At 44.1% G+C, this 17,762-nt stretch carries 17 protein-coding genes; 7 read left to right on the forward strand and 10 right to left on the reverse strand.

Annotated elements, in window-relative coordinates:
- Positions 1-89 precede the first annotated feature (89 nt).
- Genes L0G63_RS10550 through L0G63_RS10560 form a run of 3 tightly spaced genes read left to right on the forward strand, consistent with a single transcriptional unit; the run spans position 90 to position 2,389 of the window.
- On the forward strand, positions 90-542 hold the full coding sequence (locus L0G63_RS10550) for a DoxX family protein (RefSeq protein WP_367618362.1): 453 nt from the start codon (positions 90-92) through the stop codon (positions 540-542).
- Positions 543-600: 58 nt separating this feature from the next.
- Positions 601-1,548: a glutathione S-transferase family protein gene (locus L0G63_RS10555; RefSeq protein WP_191689815.1), complete on the forward strand. Its 948-nt coding sequence runs from the start codon at positions 601-603 to the stop codon at positions 1,546-1,548.
- A 22-nt stretch (positions 1,549-1,570) separates the two neighbouring features.
- Positions 1,571-2,389, forward strand: coding sequence for a class III extradiol ring-cleavage dioxygenase (locus L0G63_RS10560; protein WP_087815445.1), 819 nt, complete (start codon positions 1,571-1,573; stop codon positions 2,387-2,389).
- 1,027 nt (positions 2,390-3,416) lie between these two features.
- Here L0G63_RS10560 and L0G63_RS10565 read toward each other — a convergent pair.
- Both L0G63_RS10565 and L0G63_RS10570 read right to left on the reverse strand, forming a co-directional pair.
- Positions 3,417-4,286, reverse strand: coding sequence for a phytanoyl-CoA dioxygenase family protein (locus tag L0G63_RS10565; protein WP_301450616.1), 870 nt, complete (start codon positions 4,284-4,286; stop codon positions 3,417-3,419).
- A gap of 50 nt (positions 4,287-4,336) precedes the next feature.
- Positions 4,337-5,197 carry a transporter substrate-binding domain-containing protein gene (locus L0G63_RS10570; protein ID WP_301450617.1) on the reverse strand — a complete coding sequence of 287 codons (861 nt, stop codon included), beginning with the start codon at positions 5,195-5,197 and terminating at the stop codon, positions 4,337-4,339.
- A gap of 209 nt (positions 5,198-5,406) precedes the next feature.
- On the opposite strand from L0G63_RS10570, the gene L0G63_RS10575 reads away from it, so the two are divergent.
- Positions 5,407-6,156: a class II aldolase and adducin N-terminal domain-containing protein gene (locus tag L0G63_RS10575; protein ID WP_087813574.1), complete on the forward strand. Its 750-nt coding sequence runs from the start codon at positions 5,407-5,409 to the stop codon at positions 6,154-6,156.
- 158 nt (positions 6,157-6,314) lie between these two features.
- On the opposite strand, the gene L0G63_RS10580 is transcribed toward L0G63_RS10575, so the two are convergent.
- From L0G63_RS10580 to L0G63_RS10600, 5 genes are read right to left on the reverse strand one after another with little or no spacing between them, the layout of a single operon-like run.
- Positions 6,315-7,829, reverse strand: coding sequence for an amino acid ABC transporter permease/ATP-binding protein (locus L0G63_RS10580; protein ID WP_131397487.1), 1,515 nt, complete (start codon positions 7,827-7,829; stop codon positions 6,315-6,317).
- Between the two features lie 33 nt (positions 7,830-7,862).
- A complete protein-coding gene (gene argE, locus L0G63_RS10585) occupies positions 7,863-8,999 on the reverse strand; it encodes an acetylornithine deacetylase (RefSeq protein ID WP_301450618.1) in 1,137 nt (378 codons plus the stop codon).
- Between the two features lie 9 nt (positions 9,000-9,008).
- Positions 9,009-9,977 (reverse strand): LysR family transcriptional regulator, encoded by a 969-nt coding sequence (locus L0G63_RS10590; RefSeq protein ID WP_068407021.1) that lies wholly within the window; start codon positions 9,975-9,977, stop codon positions 9,009-9,011.
- A gap of 26 nt (positions 9,978-10,003) precedes the next feature.
- Positions 10,004-10,675: a DUF1028 domain-containing protein gene (locus tag L0G63_RS10595; protein ID WP_068407024.1), complete on the reverse strand. Its 672-nt coding sequence runs from the start codon at positions 10,673-10,675 to the stop codon at positions 10,004-10,006.
- 26 nt (positions 10,676-10,701) lie between these two features.
- Complete coding sequence (locus tag L0G63_RS10600; protein WP_301450625.1) at positions 10,702-11,109, reverse strand: RidA family protein; 408 nt, start codon at positions 11,107-11,109, stop codon at positions 10,702-10,704.
- A gap of 303 nt (positions 11,110-11,412) precedes the next feature.
- On the opposite strand from L0G63_RS10600, the gene L0G63_RS10605 reads away from it, so the two are divergent.
- Complete coding sequence (locus L0G63_RS10605) at positions 11,413-12,672, forward strand: NAD(P)/FAD-dependent oxidoreductase (protein WP_301450619.1); 1,260 nt, start codon at positions 11,413-11,415, stop codon at positions 12,670-12,672.
- A gap of 161 nt (positions 12,673-12,833) precedes the next feature.
- Here L0G63_RS10605 and rhuM read toward each other — a convergent pair whose 3' ends face one another.
- Complete coding sequence (gene rhuM / locus L0G63_RS10610; protein ID WP_301450620.1) at positions 12,834-13,838, reverse strand: RhuM family protein; 1,005 nt, start codon at positions 13,836-13,838, stop codon at positions 12,834-12,836.
- 70 nt (positions 13,839-13,908) lie between these two features.
- Positions 13,909-14,451 carry a TetR/AcrR family transcriptional regulator gene (locus L0G63_RS10615; RefSeq protein WP_301450621.1) on the reverse strand — a complete coding sequence of 181 codons (543 nt, stop codon included), beginning with the start codon at positions 14,449-14,451 and terminating at the stop codon, positions 13,909-13,911.
- Positions 14,452-14,596: 145 nt separating this feature from the next.
- Between L0G63_RS10615 and L0G63_RS10620 the strand changes: the two genes are divergently transcribed.
- A complete protein-coding gene (locus tag L0G63_RS10620) occupies positions 14,597-15,115 on the forward strand; it encodes an HPP family protein (protein WP_301450622.1) in 519 nt (172 codons plus the stop codon).
- Between the two features lie 59 nt (positions 15,116-15,174).
- On the opposite strand, the gene L0G63_RS10625 is transcribed toward L0G63_RS10620, so the two are convergent.
- Complete coding sequence (locus L0G63_RS10625) at positions 15,175-16,575, reverse strand: PLP-dependent aminotransferase family protein (RefSeq protein ID WP_301450623.1); 1,401 nt, start codon at positions 16,573-16,575, stop codon at positions 15,175-15,177.
- Positions 16,576-16,743: 168 nt separating this feature from the next.
- Here L0G63_RS10625 and L0G63_RS10630 point away from each other — a divergent pair, with 168 nt between their 5' ends.
- Positions 16,744-17,709 carry an EamA family transporter gene (locus tag L0G63_RS10630; protein WP_301450624.1) on the forward strand — a complete coding sequence of 322 codons (966 nt, stop codon included), beginning with the start codon at positions 16,744-16,746 and terminating at the stop codon, positions 17,707-17,709.
- Positions 17,710-17,762: the final 53 nt, after the last annotated feature.

Consider the following 17,762-nt stretch of genomic DNA (forward strand, 5'->3'; position numbering starts at 1 on the left):
GCTCGCTTGTGTCTTTATCTGGTTGCCCCTGATTTGAATTCTATACACACCCTAAACAACTTTTAAAATAAATAATGAGGTAATCGTAAATGAAAACATCAATGATAAATAAAATTTTGCTATCTAAAGTTGGTACTGCTGCACTAATTCTACGTGTACCAGTAGGTTTGATTTTGGCAGCACATGGTGCTCAAAAATTATTTGGCTGGTTCAATGGCAACGGCTTGGCAGGAACTGCTCAATGGTTAGCTAGCTTGGGTATGGAACCTGGATATTTGATGGCTATATTGGCAGGGAGTGCGGAGTTCTTTGGTGGTCTTGCCTTAGTATTAGGGTTGCTAACTCGACCAGCTGCAATGGTCGCTGCATTCACTATGCTAGTCGCTATCTTCTCTGTTCACATCGGCAATGGCTTGTTCGCCTCTGACGGTGGTTATGAGTATGCCTTGGTTCTGATGGTGGCTTTGATTGCTTTAGCAGTACAAGGCGGCGGTTATCTTAGTATGGATAAGGCGTTGTCAGAAAAGCTAGGGCGTGTCTAATAACCATTAACTATAAACTAAAATTTAATGACTATTTAATAACTGGGAGTAAGCATCAATGTTAATCAATGGCAACTGGACTGAAAACTGGCAACCGGTACAAGCAGAAGACGAGCAAGGGCGTTTTATCCGTCAGACCTCATCATTTCGTAATTGGATTACCGCCGATGGACAACCAGGTCCGACTGGTATTGGTGGCTTTAAAGCAGAAAAAGGTCGCTATCATTTATACGTAGCATTAATCTGCCCTTGGGCCTCACGCACCTTAATGGCACGCGAACTAAAAGGTCTGCAAGATATGATCGATATTACCGTGGTCAATCCGCAGCTTGGCAATCAAGGCTGGCAGTTTGGTGGCTTTGACGGCGCTGAAAGTGATCCTATTAATCATGCCCAATTTGCTCATCAACTGTACACCAAAGCAGACCCTAATTTTACTGGGCGAGCAACCGTCCCAGTATTATGGGATAAAAAAACCAACACCATCGTTAATAATGAGTCCGCTGATATCTTGCGTATGCTCAACACTGCTTTTGCAGAACTCGTGCCAAATGACGTTGATTTGTTCCCAAAAGAGCTTGCTAATGATATCGAAGCCTTAAATTCGACTATATACGGCAATCTGAATAACGGAGTATACAAAGCAGGGTTTGCAACAACACAAGTGGCTTATGAAGAAGCTTATCAGCAAGTATTTGACACCTTAGATATGCTTGAGGCGCGTCTGAGCGATGGTCGCCACTATCTGTTTGGCGAGCAGCTGACGGAAACAGATATTCGCCTATTTGTGACTTTAGTACGTTTCGATGCCGCTTATCATGGATTATTTAAATGCAACCGTAACTTGATCAAAGACATGATTTCGCTCCATGCTTATATGCTACGAATCCTAGCGCTTGATGGGGTCAAAGAGACGATAAGCTTACAACATATCAAAGCAGGCTATTACTCTATAAAAGCGTTGAATCCCAATGGAATCGTGCCTATGGGTCCTTATAGTATTTAATAAAAATAAAGGGATGGTGCTCATGAATCTTCAATCAACCACAGTAAAGCAGCCAGTATTTTTTATACCTCATGGTGCCGGGCCTTGCTTCTTTATGGATTGGCAGCCAGCGGACACTTGGGATCAAATGGCTGACTTTTTAATCAGTATCTCAAATCGTTTGTCAGAGCGTCCCAAAGCTATTTTGATTATCAGCGCCCATTGGCAAACGCGGGAGTTTAGTATAACGGCCAGCAAGCAACCTGAGCTGATTTATGATTACTACGGCTTCCCTGAGCATACTTATCAGCTGATTTATCCCGCACTTGGTGCACCAGTATTGGCTGAGCGGATTGGTCAGTTGCTTACCGATGCCGGTTTAAGCAATAGGCAGGACCATTCTAGGGGTTTTGATCATGGGGTGTTTATTCCCTTAAAGCTGATGTTCCCTGATGTGGATATTCCAGTGGTGCAGCTGTCCCTACGCAATGATCTAGACCCAAAAGCGCATATAAAAGCAGGTCAAGCGATTGCATCATTACGTGAAGAAGGCGTGTTGATCGTTGGCAGTGGCATGAGCTTTCATAATATGCGCGGCTATGGTGATACCAAATTTACGGCACCATCAGAGATATTTGACGAGTGGCTGACAACAACAGTTGCAGCAGATTCAGATGAGCGCTTTGCGGCGCTTTCTGACTGGTCGCAAGCACCTCATGCATTGGATTCTCATCTGTTAGGCGCAGAAGAGCATTTGTTACCTTTAATGGTTATTGCAGGCGCAGCAGGAACAGATAAGGGCGAAAAAATATACTCACAACAAATTATGAAAACTGAGATATCAGGCTTTCAGTTTGGCTAGGTTTATTGGGGGGGGGATTACCTGTAGTGGTCAACTAATTTAGGACAACTGATAAGAGGTTTTGGTTAAAGTATCGCTTCTCTTTTTCTAGCGGTGACAAATAATTATTAAAACGATGCGGTCTGACGGTCTGATAATATCCCCAGATATAATCAGCAATGGCGGTTGATGTCTTTCAGCGGGGAGTTTCCCAAACTTTGTGTAACTGCTTATAATCCACCAACAGGAGAATAAGCAATGACAAACCAAAACGACATTAAAAAACTGGCCCAGCAGATGGCTGGTAGCATGAAAAGCTGAGAGCATCCTACATTTTGTGTAATTATTGATGAAAGCCACATAGCTGTTACACAGAATATAGGATGCTCTCTGATAAACCTATTTAAGGCAGACTCCCAGTTTCAAATGGACATCGATCACTGCTTTTTTGGTCAGTTAGATAATGTCTGCACGGCTAGACTTATCTACTTTGCAGACGCTGAAAACATTACTGTTGCATGATATTTTTTTGACAGATTCAGCCTTTAAATCTGCATTGTATATTCTGATTTTCTTAGTCATGATAAGCTTCTGTTAATATTCTTATTTTACCAAATTTACTTATACGGTTTCTTTTGCATAGCTCATAGGTGTCTCAGTTGAGATTCCCAACAGTTTAAATAAAGGTTGTTGTACTCAGGTTATGTCACATATTAAGGTTCATGAACCATTTATTTTTCTATTAACTATAGGCTATTGTTTTTACTAGACAATCATCTTTTTTAAACTATGAACCTAAATTTAGGTAGCCATAAGTTAAATAAGCAATCTCGAGTAATCTATTTATGGAACCCACGATACTATCACAGCATAAATAAATTCTTATTTGATTAAGTTATCAGCTATTAGAATTTAAAAATATCCTATCTAGGACTGCTCCATATAAACAATCACCGTATAGAAAGACAGACACTATCCTTAGTATCTGTCTTTCTATACGGTGATACGAACCATAAAATAAAGCCAATACAATCGTGCTAATCCGCAGTTAACCTATCGTTGCCATTTCTTGCTGAGTGAAAAACGATGCACCCTTAGGTATCTCTGGCAGCTGTACAAGGTTGGGAGTCAATCTAACATTGCCGCTTATCGCTCCTTTTACCAAAGCGCCCTCATGCTTACTGGGTAACGGGTTTGGGGATAGCGCATGTGCATCCTCTGCCTTATAGACGGAGATGAATAAATATCTGGGCAAATCACTTTTGTTCGGCCCTGATGAATGCAGCAACCTGCTATGCATAAAGCAGATAGAACCTGGCTTACCGATACAGGGTACAAACTGTTGGCACTTTTCCGCTTCTATGTCATCACTTACTTTACCGACAAACTTCCCATTTTCCCAATGGGAAAACAGATCTTCTTTATGACTACTGGGCACCACCAGTAGTGGTCCGTTTTCCATCGTAACCTCACCGATCATTAGTAGTGCCGTCAGCATGTCATCGTTGGTGTGCGGCGTAAATGGAAAGTCTTGATGCCATTTGACGGTAGTCGACGTATTGGGCAACTTGGCATTGATTTTACTATGGTGAAAGCATGTGCCATTACCGCCTATCAAGTCGCTTGCCATTTCTGACATATTGGATTTAAGTGCTATATCTGCAAAGGACTCAGATATTTCTGTCGGTGATGTAACACGGCGTAGAGAGGGGTTTTTAGCACTGTGATCTTTTGGATCGATATCAAACCTTGCTCTACCATCTAATGTTGACCCCCATGCTTCGCTGTGACATTTACTATCATCCACCCAAGCCTGTATTTGCTTTAGTAATTCAGTGAGCGCTTTGGGATCAATGGCATTGTCGACCACCAAATAGCCATCATTATGATACTGCTGGATTTGTTCGTTGGTTAACATATGCCGCCCCTTCCCTTCTTATTTCTTGTTTGACCATGACGGTTTGGCTATCAGTTCATAACCTTGTCGATATCAGCTTGGCTCGGTACGGTTAGGCCATAAACGCTCAGGATTTTTTCTAAGTCGCCAGAGGCTTTCATTTGCTCGATACCGTCTGAGATGATTTGATAAGTTTCAGTATCACCTTTTTTCACACTAATCCCGCCGACAATAGGATATAGCTCTTGTGTTGAAGTGATTTTCACGCGATCGCTAAGTTTCATTTCCGCGGCTTTCATGACGGCAGCATCATCATATTGAATATCTACAGCTCTAGAGAGCAATGCTTGAGAGGTTTGCGGTGAGGTTTCGTATTCACGAATTTCGATAGCGCCTTGGTTTTGTTCCACGCATTTGGCGGATATTTTTCCTAATTGATTGACAAATTCTGTGCCTTTCATCGCACCAACCTTTTGACCACATAAGTCATCTGCCCCTTGAGGTGCAAGGTCTGAGTCACCACGCACCAGCAATGAGATGTCGGTCTTGTAATAAGGAATCATATCAATCTGCGCTAAGCGATCTTTAGTGATGTACATTGCTGAATACAGCACATCAAACTTGTCCCCTTTTAGCCCAGGAATGAGGTTTGCAAATCTGGTATCTTCCCATTTGGGTGTGATATCACCATTAAGCTCCGCTACTTTGGCCATAATCTCCACATCTACCCCGCCCGGATTGCCCTGCTCGTCCAGATACTCATAAGGCGGAAAGGTCATATCAGAGCCTATGGTTAGTACTCGTTTATCAGCACCTGCGCTCTCAGTAGCAGTGGCGCTGCTTTCTTGACTACTGGTAGGTGCTTCACTCGAACAGGCATTTAATACTAAGCCTGCAGCGGCAGAAAGTAATATCATTTTTAATGGCTTCATCGTAGTCATTCCTAGTGGGTTAATGAATTTAAACAACCGTATTAAATGTGTTGGTAACATCTTTATCGCTTAACTCAGTTATACTAAAGACGACCTATTAAAAGCAATTTTGAAAAACCTACCCACTACTACTGCAAATCCTATTTAAAAAAATCGCTTTGTTTTCAATGCACTCTGTATAGTAATAATTTTACATACAGAGGTGATTTATGAATGACTTTAAAAACAACAATCTTAAAAGCGAAGAACAGGCACGCATTGACCTTGCCGCTTGTTTTCGTTGGTTTGCACGTCTGAACATGCATGAGGCAGTCGCCAACCATTTCAGTGCGTCGGTATCTGAAGATGGTAGTCAATTTCTGATCAATCCAAAATGGCAACACTTTTCGACCATTAAAGCGAGTGATTTAATCTTGTTAGATACCAATAATCCTGATAATGAGTTATTGGCAAAAATTGACCCAACCGCGTGGGCTATACACAGTCAAATCCATCTATTAAGACCAGATATCAAATGCGTGCTGCATTTGCATCCGATTTATACGACTACCATCTCAACGCTAAAAGATCCGACCATTAAACCGATTGATCAAAACACGGCGCGCTATTTTAATCGTGTGAGCTACGATGATTGTTATCAAGGTATGGCTGATAGCAATGCGGAAGGCAAACGACTCGCCAGCTTATTAGGCGAGCATAGTCGTCTGATGATGGGCAATCACGGGGTACTTATCGGCTCGCACAGCATCGGTGTGGCATTTGATGACATGTATACCATTGAGCGCGCCTGCCAAGTGCTCACAACCGCCTATGCGACCAATCAGCCATTGCGCCTCATCCCTGATGACGTCGCAGAAAAGACGGCTCAAGATTGGGAGTCTATAGAGGACTTTAGCGAAGCACATTTAGAAGAGATTAAAAGGTTACTGCTGATACAAGAACCTGATTTTATTGAATAATTTTTTTAGTAAAAACTTTGTTTGTCCAGCCTATCCATACTTGTCTGATATAAAAAAATGCAATACTAAAGAAAAAGCCCTTATATACGATCATATAAGGGCTTTTTTGGCGACTCTGATTGATATAAAAACTGATCTATGAAAACGAGCCATTACTTTTAATTAATATTTTGTACAAACTGATTAAAGCGCTCGTTGGTACTGTTTCTCAGTACCTCAGGTGATCCTTGCTCAACAATATGACCACCTTCCATAAAGATGACACGGTCGGAAATATCAAAAGCAAAGCTCATTTCGTGGGTGACAATAATCATGGTCAAGCCTTCTTTGGCAAGCTGTTCCATTACTTTTAATACTTCACTGACCAGCTCAGGATCTAAGGCAGACGTTGGTTCATCAAATAAGATAATAGAAGGTTCCATCGCGAGCGCACGGGCAATCGCTACCCGCTGCTGTTGTCCGCCTGAGAGCTGATGCGGGTATTTTTTTGCATGGGCCTTCATACCGACTTTGTCGAGCATCGCAATTGCGGTCAGCTGATTGATGCCTTTGTCATATACCTTATGGTACTGAGGTGCCAGCATGATATTTTCTAAAACAGTCTTATGCGGGAATAAATTAAAATTCTGAAACACCATACCGATATTTATAATTTGCTCTTTAAAGGGCTTAGATTTATCGGTCAGAACAGTATCTTTTAGAAAAGGATTACCCATCAAATTAACCGTGCCTTTATTAAGTGTCTCCAAGCTATTTAACGTACGAATAAAAGTAGTTTTCCCTGAGCCTGATGGGCCAATAATAGACACCACCTCGCCCCATTTCACGTTAAGGTCAATACCCTTTAGTACATGGTGCTCGCCATAGGATTTGTGAATATTAATGGCTTCCAGTGCATAATCACCTTTGCGTTCTTGGTTTATTTCTTTGTAATTATTCAATGATTTATTGCTACTGATATTACCAACCAACTCACCTTCTTTCAAAATACCGGGCTTCTTTTGCGTAATATCGATAAATTTTTCAAAGCGTTGAATCAAGAAGCCAAAAACAGTGACAATCAAGATGTAGTAAAACGCGACCGCCAACATGGTTTCAAGCACCAAGAAGTTCTGTGCATACAAACGCTGTCCAACCAGTAGAATTTCTGTCAGAGAAATAACCGATACCAGTGAGGTGAGTTTGACGATAACGACAAACTCGTTGCTCAATGTAGGTAAGGCGATTCTTAACGCTTGCGGCACTACAATCAGTCGTTGAATACCCATCGGCTTGATACCCAAGGCCTTGCCCGCCTCTATCTGAGCTTGATGAACTGAGTTGAGACCACCGCGATGAATCTCAGCAATATAGGCGGTCTCACATAACGTTAAGGCAATCAGGCCAGACATGAACGACGAAGATAAGATCACGCTGGTTTGTGGAAACACCTGCGGCATACTGTAAATGAAGATCAAAAGTACCAACAAAGGAATACTGCGGAATAACCAGATATAAGCGCGGCTTAATAACGAAACAGGTTTGAGTTTAGATTTTTTGCCCAGTGCCATCACAAAACCTAGGACGATACCCAAAATCCATACTAATACGCTAAGCTCAATCACGGTCAAGGTGGCTTGCCAGAAGTTTGTGTCTTTTAGCAAGCTAAAAGTATATGCCCAATCAAATTGCATGATCTGTCCTCTAAAATTCGTTAAGGAGTGAAGCTATAACAACGTCGCAACAAGCTTGTCTAAAAAGTGACTGCAAGCGTTTAATTGACTAATAGCAATGTATTCATTGGGTTTGTGAGCAACCTCGATAGAGCCTGGGCCACAGACCAAAATGGGAGAGTCAAAACATTGTTGGAACAAGCCTGCCTCTGTACCAAAAGAGAGTTTGGTGATGTTGGACTGTGGCAATAACGCTTGGATACTTTTTAATTCTGGCTGCGTTTGGTTGGTCATTAGCCCAGGATACTGATTGATGTCTTGCAGCTCATAACGATAGCTGGCATCTTTTGCCGCAAAATCCTTTAAGATCTGTGTTTGAATCGCGGCAATACTGTCTTCTGCGACATTGCGAATTTCATAATCTAATTGACACAGATTGGGTACGACATTTAACGCGGTACCGCCGTGAATCTTGCCTACATGAATGGTGGAGTAAGGAATGTCATACCCCGTATCCAGATGTCCTTCTTTGGCAACCACTTGCTGACTGTCAATCAAGCTTTGTACAAAGGCACTGGCCGCGTGAATGGCATTGGTATAATTTGGCGCAAGAGCGGAGTGTCCTTCTGTGCCATAAAACTGCACTTGAAACACGGCTTTGCCTTTATGACTGGTAGCCACATCCATCAAGGTCGGCTCCCCTATAATCACCACTCTAGGCGGGATAATTAAGCTGCTCAGTTGCGTTAGGATGTGCCTGACACCCACGCAGCCGATCTCTTCGTCATAGGATAGGCACAGATGCAGCGGATAAGTTAAGGGCATGTCCGCGGCCCTTTTCATTATGACTAGCGCGCAGGCAATAAACCCTTTCATATCGGCGCTGCCACGACCATAAACATTGTTATTTTTTATGACGGCCTCAAAAGGGTTAGTGTCCCAGTCTTGACCATCAACAGGTACCACATCGGTATGGCCTGACAACAACACGCCAGCGCTGTCTTTAGGGCCTGTGCTAATGAATAGATTGGCTTTGTTCTGCGCGTCGTTATAATCGATAGTGATGTCGATATTCTTATGATCTAAATAGTGTTTGACGTAGTCAATCAGTGGTAAATTACTCTTATAAGAGGTGGTATCAAAAGAGATGAGCCGTTCTAATACGGCTAGGCATTCTGAGTGATGTTGCATTTGCCTTCCTTATTCTTTTTGGTTTTTGATATGTGCTTCGGAGAAATATGAGACACTCATGCCAGGTATGTATTGGTTGGAAATAAAAGCTTGGCAGCGACTTGAAAATGCCTGTTGGACATTGGTCAGAGTGGCGTTTTTGGGCGTGGCGATGCCGATTTTCATGGGCCTCATATCACCAGATATTCTAACCATGACCAACTTTTTACCATCGTTAGATAAGTTGCTCTTTGGGCGAACATTTAAGATGGTGTAGCCAATGTTGTTACCCACCATCGAGCGAATCACATCAACATATTTACAGGTGTCGATAATGTTGGGCTTGAGGTTGTTTTTGCGAAACAAAGATAGGAAGTAGTCATTACTGTAGGGCATATCGAGCAGGATCATTGGATATTCGGCCAACTCTTCTAACGTCACCGCCTTGTGCTTGGCCAGCGGGTGCGTCTCAGACAATAAAACGTACGGCGGTAAGTCAGCCAGCGGTGTAAAATTGATGACGTTCTCATCGATATGTAAGTCGTACAGTAAAGCCAGATCTAAAGTGTTTTTTGTGAGCTCTTGCGTTAAATTGTGATGATCGTCAATCACCGCTTCTACATCTACCTGCTTATACAAATTTGCAAATCCATGTATGATTTCAGCGTAAACAAAAGGCGCAAAGGCTGAAAAACAGCCAACTTTGATTTTGCCGCGCATAATGCCTGTGAAGTCAGCCGACATTGAATACAGATCAGAGGATTGTGCCAAAATCACTTTACAGGCGTCTTTGACCTGTTCGCCGATCTCGGTCAACAATAAACCTTTAGCATGTTGGCGAATGAATAGTTGAACATGAAGCTCTTCTTCCATATGCGCAATCGCGGCCGATATCGATGGCGATGAAATATGGATTTTTTCAGACGCGATAATGATGCTGCCACTATCTGCTGTGGTGACGAAATATTCCATCTGGCGTAACGTAATTCGACTTAACACGATAGATCCTTTTATTAAATAGCGGTTTATAAGTCTCCAGGCACGCCGTAACTTGGTGAAATAGTGGGGTTTAGTGCGCGGACGATATAATCGTCTAATTGCGGCTCATAGATATCCCACAATTGCTGCAAGTCTTCTATGGGCGTATCTGACCAATCTACTCGTAAATCGACAATCGGCCACGTGGCCTTGTCTACCACCAGCAAGCCTGCAGAGTGCACGTCCCCTTCTTCACCGCCCGCGTGATAACCTGATACTAAGCTCTCAAGCAATCTGCTGGCAAGAGATCCTTCGCTTTGCTCAAAAGTCATGAGCATCTTTTCAGGAACAGCCGTGCTAGATAGCATATTACCAGCACAGGCAGCACGCTTACCTTGCGCAGTAGCGAACGTCCCTAAGGTATGCTCACCGCTAAACACAAAAGGTACATCGGTCGCGCTAAGTGCCATCAGTTGCCGATACTGAATAAACTCAGTGCTTTTGACCAGCTCATGACCGGCATCAATCGGGGCTAGGTTGTATTGCATCATTTCAATCAGTATTTGCGATAAGTTAGGGTCAGTGATGTTTTGACTGGCGACTACGCCAACGCCTGCTTTGGCACGAATACAGCGGGAGGCCACGGCAGGTGATGAGGAGCTGATCGCTGCACCGAGCTGCCCTGTTCTTTCACATCGCGCAATAATAGAAAATGTCATTATATATCCTTAGTATAATTATGGTTTTAAATTACAGCGGTCGCGTCGATCTCAACCAGCCATTCAGGACGTGCCAGCGCAGAGACCACGATGCCTGTCGATACAGGATAAACGCCCTTGAGCCAGCGCCCGATCACACGATAGACGTCCTCGCGGTATCTAGGGTCTATGATATAGATGGTGATTTTGCAGATGTCAGTCAGCTCGCCGCCTGCCTCTTTGAGCAGCATACTGATGTTGTGCATCGCTTGCTCGGTTTGGCCTTTGACATCACCCACACACACGCTCTCACTAGTGTCTAAGTCTTGGCCGATCTGCCCACGCAAAAACACGATACTGCCTTTGGCAACGACCGCTTGGCACAGATCATTGTCGATATTTTGCTCAGGGTAAGTCTCTTGGGTATTAAAGGTGCGCATACGGGTATGTTTTATGGTTGTCATGGTTGACCTCTCATCAGTCTTAACTAGGATGTGCTATCGCCTTACAAACAGTATGTCGCAAATCAAATTCAAGGCAAATTAGTATTTCCGTTGTAGTGATTAGGCTCAGCCATATCAGAGTGATTCGGTTTTTTTGAGGTAGCTATTCAGGACATACGATTGTCATTCCTGGTACAGAAAAACTACTATGATTTGGGTGGATATGACCTTTATAGAAGACACAGAGATAGAGAGGCATATCTTCAGAAACGTGGGTATTCAACACATTAATTTTTATGCAGAGAGAATGGTCATATGGCAATCGATAATAAAAGTGTAGACACGCTGGTTGTGGGGTCAGGTCAGGCAGGTATTGCGATGAGTGAGCATTTGGGCCATCTCGGTATTGAACACATCGTCTTAGAAAAAGACAGAATTGCTGAGGCATGGCGCACGCGTCGTTGGGATTCCTTGGTTGCCAACGGCCCTTGCTGGCATGATAAATTCCCCAATATGGATTTCCCTCATGATCCAGACAGCTTTGTGCCGCATGGGGAGGTGGCTGAGTATTTTGAAAATTATGCCAAGATGATTGACGCACCGATTGAGACGGGCGTCGAAGTACAAAACATCGTCAAAAACAAGCACAAAAAAGGCTTTAGCGTCAGCACCAACAAGGGCACGCTGCTGGCGAACAATATCGTAGTCGCCACAGGGCCGTTTCAAAAACCCCTTATCCCCAAAATCGCCCCACAAGACACCAGCCTGTATCAAATACATTCAGATCATTATAAGAATCCCGAGCAGTTGCCTGAGGGTGCTGTACTGATCGTCGGTGCTGGCTCGTCAGGGGTGCAAATTGCCTCAGAGCTCAACAGTACAGGTAAAAAGGTATACTTATCTGTCGGCCCGCATGAGCGTCCGCCGCGCAAATACAGAGACAGAGACAACGTGTGGTGGCTGGGCGTTTTGGGCACATGGCATGAAACCACGCCGCCGCAACGACCGATTAAAGGTTTTGCCGTAAGCGGTATGAATGGCGGACAGAGTGTTGATTTTAGAAAAATGGGCCATGAAGGCATCCAGCTGGTCGGCATGACCAAGGCATTTACCGACAAGACCGTGTCGTTTAATGATGATTTGGTTGACAATATTGTCAGTGCTGAAGAAAGCTACTTGGATAATCTTGAAGAAATGGACCGATATATTGACAATAACGGTTTGGATTTGCCCAAAGAGCCTGAGGCTAAAGTATTTATGGAGATGCCTGAGTGTATGACCGCGCCCATTGAAGCGCTTGATTTTGAAAAAGACAATATCACCAGTATTATTTGGGCATCAGGTTTTGGCTATGATTACCACTGGCTCGATTTTAATATCTTTACAGACAATGGCGCGCCCATACATAACAGAGGTATCACCAGTGAGCCAGGGCTGTATTTTGTTGGGTTGCCGTATTTGTCAGGCAAAGGCTCTAGCTTTATCTGGGGCGTGTGGCATGACGCCAAGCGCATCGCTGAATATATCGATATCCAAAGACACTATCACCGTTATCAATCCTCTGAAAAAGTATAATATCGACTGCGATTAGCAGCTGTGAAACACCAGTTATAAGATGCAGGAAAAACCCCTTTAATAAAAACCCCCTACCAAATGATAGGGGGCTTTTATTAAAGGGTGACCAGACGGATTTTTCAGGCATTACCTCAACAAACCCTTCATAGTTATAATCGTTATCAGTTTTCTAACGACAGCATGTTCATAATCAGCTTGATCAGAGTTTCTTTTTGACTGGGGTCAGACTCAGCAACCAATAAGGTTAACGCGGCAAGTCCAGTATCATTAATCACTGTATCGCCCTTACTATCAAGTAGGCGCTGATTGCGATGCAAAAAGTCGATAAATAAAAATGCGCCGCTGCGCTTATTACCATCAGTAAAGACGTGATTTTTGACCATAAAATAGAGTAAATGCGCCGCCTTGCTCTCAATCGTCGGATAAGCTGGCTCACCAAACACCGTTTGCTCTAACGTCGCCAAGATACTGTCCAAGCCATCGCCGCGCGGTTTGGCAAACAATACTGTCGCCTCACCTCGTGCTATCAGCTGCGCCTTTAGATGCGTGAGCGCCGCCATGGCCTCAGCTGTACTGGGCAGAATACCGCCTGCCTGTCCTACTGGCGCATTGAGCAAACCCTCGTCATAACGCTGTAACCACAAAAACGTCTGTGTATAGCGGCTGATAATCTCAATGAGTCCGCGCCCTTCATCGGTGTGTAGTTCGGGGCTTTGAGCAGTTTTTTTGATGAGGGCTAGGGCTTGCTGTAGCTCGGCGGCATTTTTGTCAAAGCGTTGTTCATTGATGGCATAGCCTTGTAGCAAGTACTCACGCAAACGCTGGGTCGCCCATATCCGAAACTGCGTGCCTTTTCTGGAATTGACCCGATAACCCACCGAAATAATGGCATCTAGATTATAAAAACGAATCTTACGGCGTACTTGGCGCGATCCTTCTTGGCGAACTACCGAGGATTCCTCGGTAGTTGCTATTTGATCTAATTCGCCTTCTTTGTAAATGTTTTTTAGGTGCAGTCCTATAGTATCTGAATCTTTGTCAAACAAGGTTGCCATTTGCGCTTGCGACAGCCACAGCGTCTCTTGCTCTAGGCGAATCTCAATCTGCATTTGCCCATCATCGGTGGTGTATATTTCAAACTGATTGTCAGTGTTGGTGATGTCCAATTATGCCTCCTTTGCCATGGCGGCAGCATTTGTTCTGATACCGATACTACCAGCCAATACCTATGACAAGCTATTTTATTAAGTCTATAAAAAGCTCATTATTCAGTGCCAGTGGTTTTTGGTCGGTTTGCGCTGTTACAATAAGGCCTTCACCCCATACAAATAAAGTATCGGCTTTCTGCTGAGGGTGATGAGCCCCTACTCGCTCAAACTGCGCAAACAACCATTGTCTAACCTTTCTTTTGTGTTGATTGGCGATTTGATGCGGCATAGACTCAGCAGCTGAATATTCGGCGCACGCATTGATAAACATACATCCGTGAAAACCCTCTAATGAGCTCCAGTCGGTCAAAAATCCCAAGTAGCCTCTAGCAACGTCTTCTGCTGATTTGACATCCCATTTCTCACAATAATCTGTTAATTGCATCATAAACATCTGGTGACGATAGTTGAGCACCGCCTCAATCAAGCCCTCTTTGTTGCCAAAATGCGCATATAACGTGCGCTTGGTCGTTCCTGCCTGCTTGGCTAACAGCTCTACGCCGCTGTCGTGAAAACCATTCTTATAAAATAGATCATAGCTCTTTTTTAAAATAAGCGCTCGCAACTCCATTGATTCTGTCTCCTGCCTCTATTATTTTCAAAAAAGCTGTCACTTAAGTATACCGTTCGGTATACTTATTAATATATACTGATCAGTATATCAATAGCCACTCATTACTAATACTACTAACGGTTTATTTATCATAGGAGTCAGTATGCATTCATTTTTTAATTGGCATAAGCTAAAGAGTCAAACCAGTCAATGTCCAAAAAGAGTGCCGTTGTCCATAATTGCCATAGCGTGGCTTGGCGGTACACTTGCTACTGCAACCCTTGCCATGGTAGGCAATAGTTTAGCAGTGATGATGATTTTGGGATCATTCGGTGCCAGCTGTTTACTTATCTTTGCCTATCCTGCCAGCCCCTTTGCACAGCCAAGAAACGTCATCGGTGGACATGTTATCGCAACCTTTACAGGGCTTGTATTTATGACATTATTTGGTATTCACTGGTGGAGTATGGCAATGGCGGTCGGTACGGCCATTGCACTCATGCTGTTGTGTAGAATGCCGCATCCACCCGCTGGCTCCAACCCTTTAATTGTCATGCTAGGCGCTGTAAAGTGGGGTTTTCTGATCACACCTACGCTACTGGGTGCCATTGTTTTGGTGATAGTAGCGCTTATTTATAACAACTTAGGTAAGAATAGGCAGTATCCAACCTATTGGTGGTAATTATCCACTGTAAGTAAAGACATTGCAGGCTGAAAAACATCGCTGGCCTGTTTCTATTGTCAATGATTCAAATAATTGCCCAGCCAAGCCAAAAATGCATCACTGCTCGTCGATACATTTAGGCGCAGATAGGTTGAAGCACTGGCATCTGGATGAAACAAATGCCCCAGTGCTACTAGCCAGCCATCGCTATAGGCATCTAGTGCCAGCTGGCTGGTATCTTGATACGTATCCACCCACACAAAGAGGCCTGCTTGCGTATGCTCAGGATAGACAAGTCCGATCTTGGGCAATGCTGTGCGCATCCGCTCATGCGCACGATATAACTGCTGCTGGACTTTTTTGATTTGCCTGCGGTATTCACCATGCGTCCATAGGTGGTGAATCACGCGCTCACCAAACTCTGGCGTACTCATATTACTCAAGGTTTTGATACGCAGCACATCATCGATGAAATTATCGGGACAGACCAGCAAGCCAACGCGCCAGCCTGACGACATCGACTTTGAAAACCCTGTCGCATAAAACACGCGCTCGAACTGGTCAAGACTGGCATAACGCAGGACTTGGCCACTCGGCAAAAACGCGGCGTATAAGTCATCCTCAAAAATATACGCATCGTATTTATGAATAATATTAAGCACTTGATGCGCCCGCGCGGGATGCAAATTATAAGAAGTGGGATTGTGTAGCACGCTGTTAGTCAAATACAGCTTTGGATGATAGGTCTCAAACAGCTGTTGCATCTGCTCAATATCGGGGCCTTGATGATCGCGCTCGACCGCGACGAGATTGAGTCCTTGCTGTTGTAGACAGCTCGATAACCAAAACCAGCCCGGCCCATCGACCACCACCGTATCACCAACCTCAGTCAATAGCTGGGCGATCATGGTGATGGCGTGTGATATGCCTGCGGTGGTGATGACATTGTCTGTATAGGTCTGCATACCTAGCACATTCAGCTGCTGCACCAGTTGCTGACGCAGCGGTAGATAGCCTTGCACCGCGCTATAGTCATAGATAAAGCTATATGCTTGCTGGGTGACCTGCCGTATCGCCCACTCCATCTTATCATTACGTATCCAGTCTCTAGGTAGCGTGCCCACGCCTGGGGATCGGTGATGCGGAATATTGCTCGACACTTGCTGTACCAGCCAGCGGGTGTCTATGACTGGCTGCTTGGGGGCAACTTTTTTGTCACGGTTGGGCGGTACTAGCCTTGTTTGCTCATTCACATAATAGCCTGAGCTTGGCTTGGCGACCAAGACATTGGTTGCCACCAGTTGCTCATAAGCTTGCACGACGGTGAAGCTCGATATACCCATGAGTTTGGCTAATTTTCGCACCGATGGCACACGCTGGTTGGGCAAGTAAATTTGCCAATCAATGCGCTGTTGTAGCCATTCAGCGACGGCAGCAGTCTTTGTTAAGTTAGGATTGAGTTTGTAGTTTTCGACCATGATAAAAGTACTTATCTTTAATAATAAAAATCTGAATATAAAAAATTGTCACGCTAAAAGCGACTATACACTTTGTTCACCATAAGTGGAACTGTATCGGGTTTGTTGTGGTCATCTAGACTATAGTTGAGCCATTCAATATGGATCGTCATTATTTAGGCTGACACTATGAACCCTATATACACTGCACTGGCTGTACTGGTTACCTTTATCTGGGGTGTGAATTTTACCTTTATTGCGTGGGGGTTAGAGAGCTTCCCGCCACTAATGCTCACTGCCCTACGTTTTTTCTTTACCGCAGTGCCCTTGGTTTTGTTTCTTAAGCCACCTACGTTTAACCGTACCTTACTCATCTATGCTATCGGTACCTTCGTCATGCAATATGCCTTTGTATTTACGGCCATGCATCTAGGTGCATCACCGGGTTTGACGGCGTTGTTGCTACAAATGCAGATTTTTATCACTGTGTTGTTGGCGTACTTTATCTTGGGCGAAGCTGTCAGTCGCATGCAAATCATCGGTATGCTGGTCGGAGTATTAGGCCTTAGCGTGATTGCGCTAAATCTCGGCGGAGATATGCCTATGGCTGGATTTGTCTGCATCTTGATTGCCGCAGTCGGTTGGAGCTTTGGTAACATTGCATCCAAGCAAGCCTCAGCACAAGCGACCTTAAAAGCAGCACAACAAAAAACAGGCGTGGCGGCTATCTCACTTACCACTGGGAAAAACAAGACATCTGCTTTGTCTGCTCTCGCACTGGTCGCATGGGGCGGTCTCATTGCCTGCGCGATCTTAACTGTATCTTCTCTTATGTTTGAGACTGATGCATGGCAGCTGGCGACATTTACGGATGCATCGCTCAAATCTTGGCTATCACTTGGGTTTATCGTGTATATCTCAACCTTAGTGGGTTTTGGACTCTGGGCACATCTACTCAGTCAAAACACTGCCTCCAAGGTTATGCCGTTTGCTCTATTAGTGCCGGTATTCGGTATGACAACGTCCGTAGTGCTTACGGGCGAAGTTGTAACGTGGTGGAAAATGCTGGCAATGATATTGATATTGTCGGGGTTACTACTAGCAAATGTGAAATTTGGGATAAGGAAAGAACCTGCTCATAAGTACGGAGTCTAATATAGTCAGCTCAAAATAAAATTGTTATGGTTAGGGCAAACATCATAAAACAA

The sequence above is a fragment of the Psychrobacter sp. genome, assembly GCF_030454045.1.
GTDB lineage: Bacteria > Pseudomonadota > Gammaproteobacteria > Pseudomonadales > Moraxellaceae > Psychrobacter.

What these genes read in the sequence shown, in the direction of transcription:
- L0G63_RS10550 (WP_367618362.1), top strand. Translation starts at nt 90, where the DNA reads ATGAAAACATCAATGATAAATAAAATTTTGCTATCTAAAGTTGGTACT.
- L0G63_RS10555 (WP_191689815.1), top strand. Translation starts at nt 601, where the DNA reads ATGTTAATCAATGGCAACTGGACTGAAAACTGGCAACCGGTACAAGCA.
- L0G63_RS10560 (WP_087815445.1), top strand. Translation starts at nt 1,571, where the DNA reads ATGAATCTTCAATCAACCACAGTAAAGCAGCCAGTATTTTTTATACCT.
- L0G63_RS10565 (WP_301450616.1), bottom strand. Translation starts at nt 4,286, where the DNA reads ATGTTAACCAACGAACAAATCCAGCAGTATCATAATGATGGCTATTTG.
- L0G63_RS10570 (WP_301450617.1), bottom strand. Translation starts at nt 5,197, where the DNA reads ATGAAGCCATTAAAAATGATATTACTTTCTGCCGCTGCAGGCTTAGTA.
- L0G63_RS10575 (WP_087813574.1), top strand. Translation starts at nt 5,407, where the DNA reads ATGAATGACTTTAAAAACAACAATCTTAAAAGCGAAGAACAGGCACGC.
- L0G63_RS10580 (WP_131397487.1), bottom strand. Translation starts at nt 7,829, where the DNA reads ATGCAATTTGATTGGGCATATACTTTTAGCTTGCTAAAAGACACAAAC.
- argE (WP_301450618.1), bottom strand. Translation starts at nt 8,999, where the DNA reads ATGCAACATCACTCAGAATGCCTAGCCGTATTAGAACGGCTCATCTCT.
- L0G63_RS10595 (WP_068407024.1), bottom strand. Translation starts at nt 10,675, where the DNA reads ATGACATTTTCTATTATTGCGCGATGTGAAAGAACAGGGCAGCTCGGT.
- L0G63_RS10605 (WP_301450619.1), top strand. Translation starts at nt 11,413, where the DNA reads ATGGCAATCGATAATAAAAGTGTAGACACGCTGGTTGTGGGGTCAGGT.
- L0G63_RS10615 (WP_301450621.1), bottom strand. Translation starts at nt 14,451, where the DNA reads ATGGAGTTGCGAGCGCTTATTTTAAAAAAGAGCTATGATCTATTTTAT.
- L0G63_RS10620 (WP_301450622.1), top strand. Translation starts at nt 14,597, where the DNA reads ATGCATTCATTTTTTAATTGGCATAAGCTAAAGAGTCAAACCAGTCAA.
- L0G63_RS10625 (WP_301450623.1), bottom strand. Translation starts at nt 16,575, where the DNA reads ATGGTCGAAAACTACAAACTCAATCCTAACTTAACAAAGACTGCTGCC.
- L0G63_RS10630 (WP_301450624.1), top strand. Translation starts at nt 16,744, where the DNA reads ATGAACCCTATATACACTGCACTGGCTGTACTGGTTACCTTTATCTGG.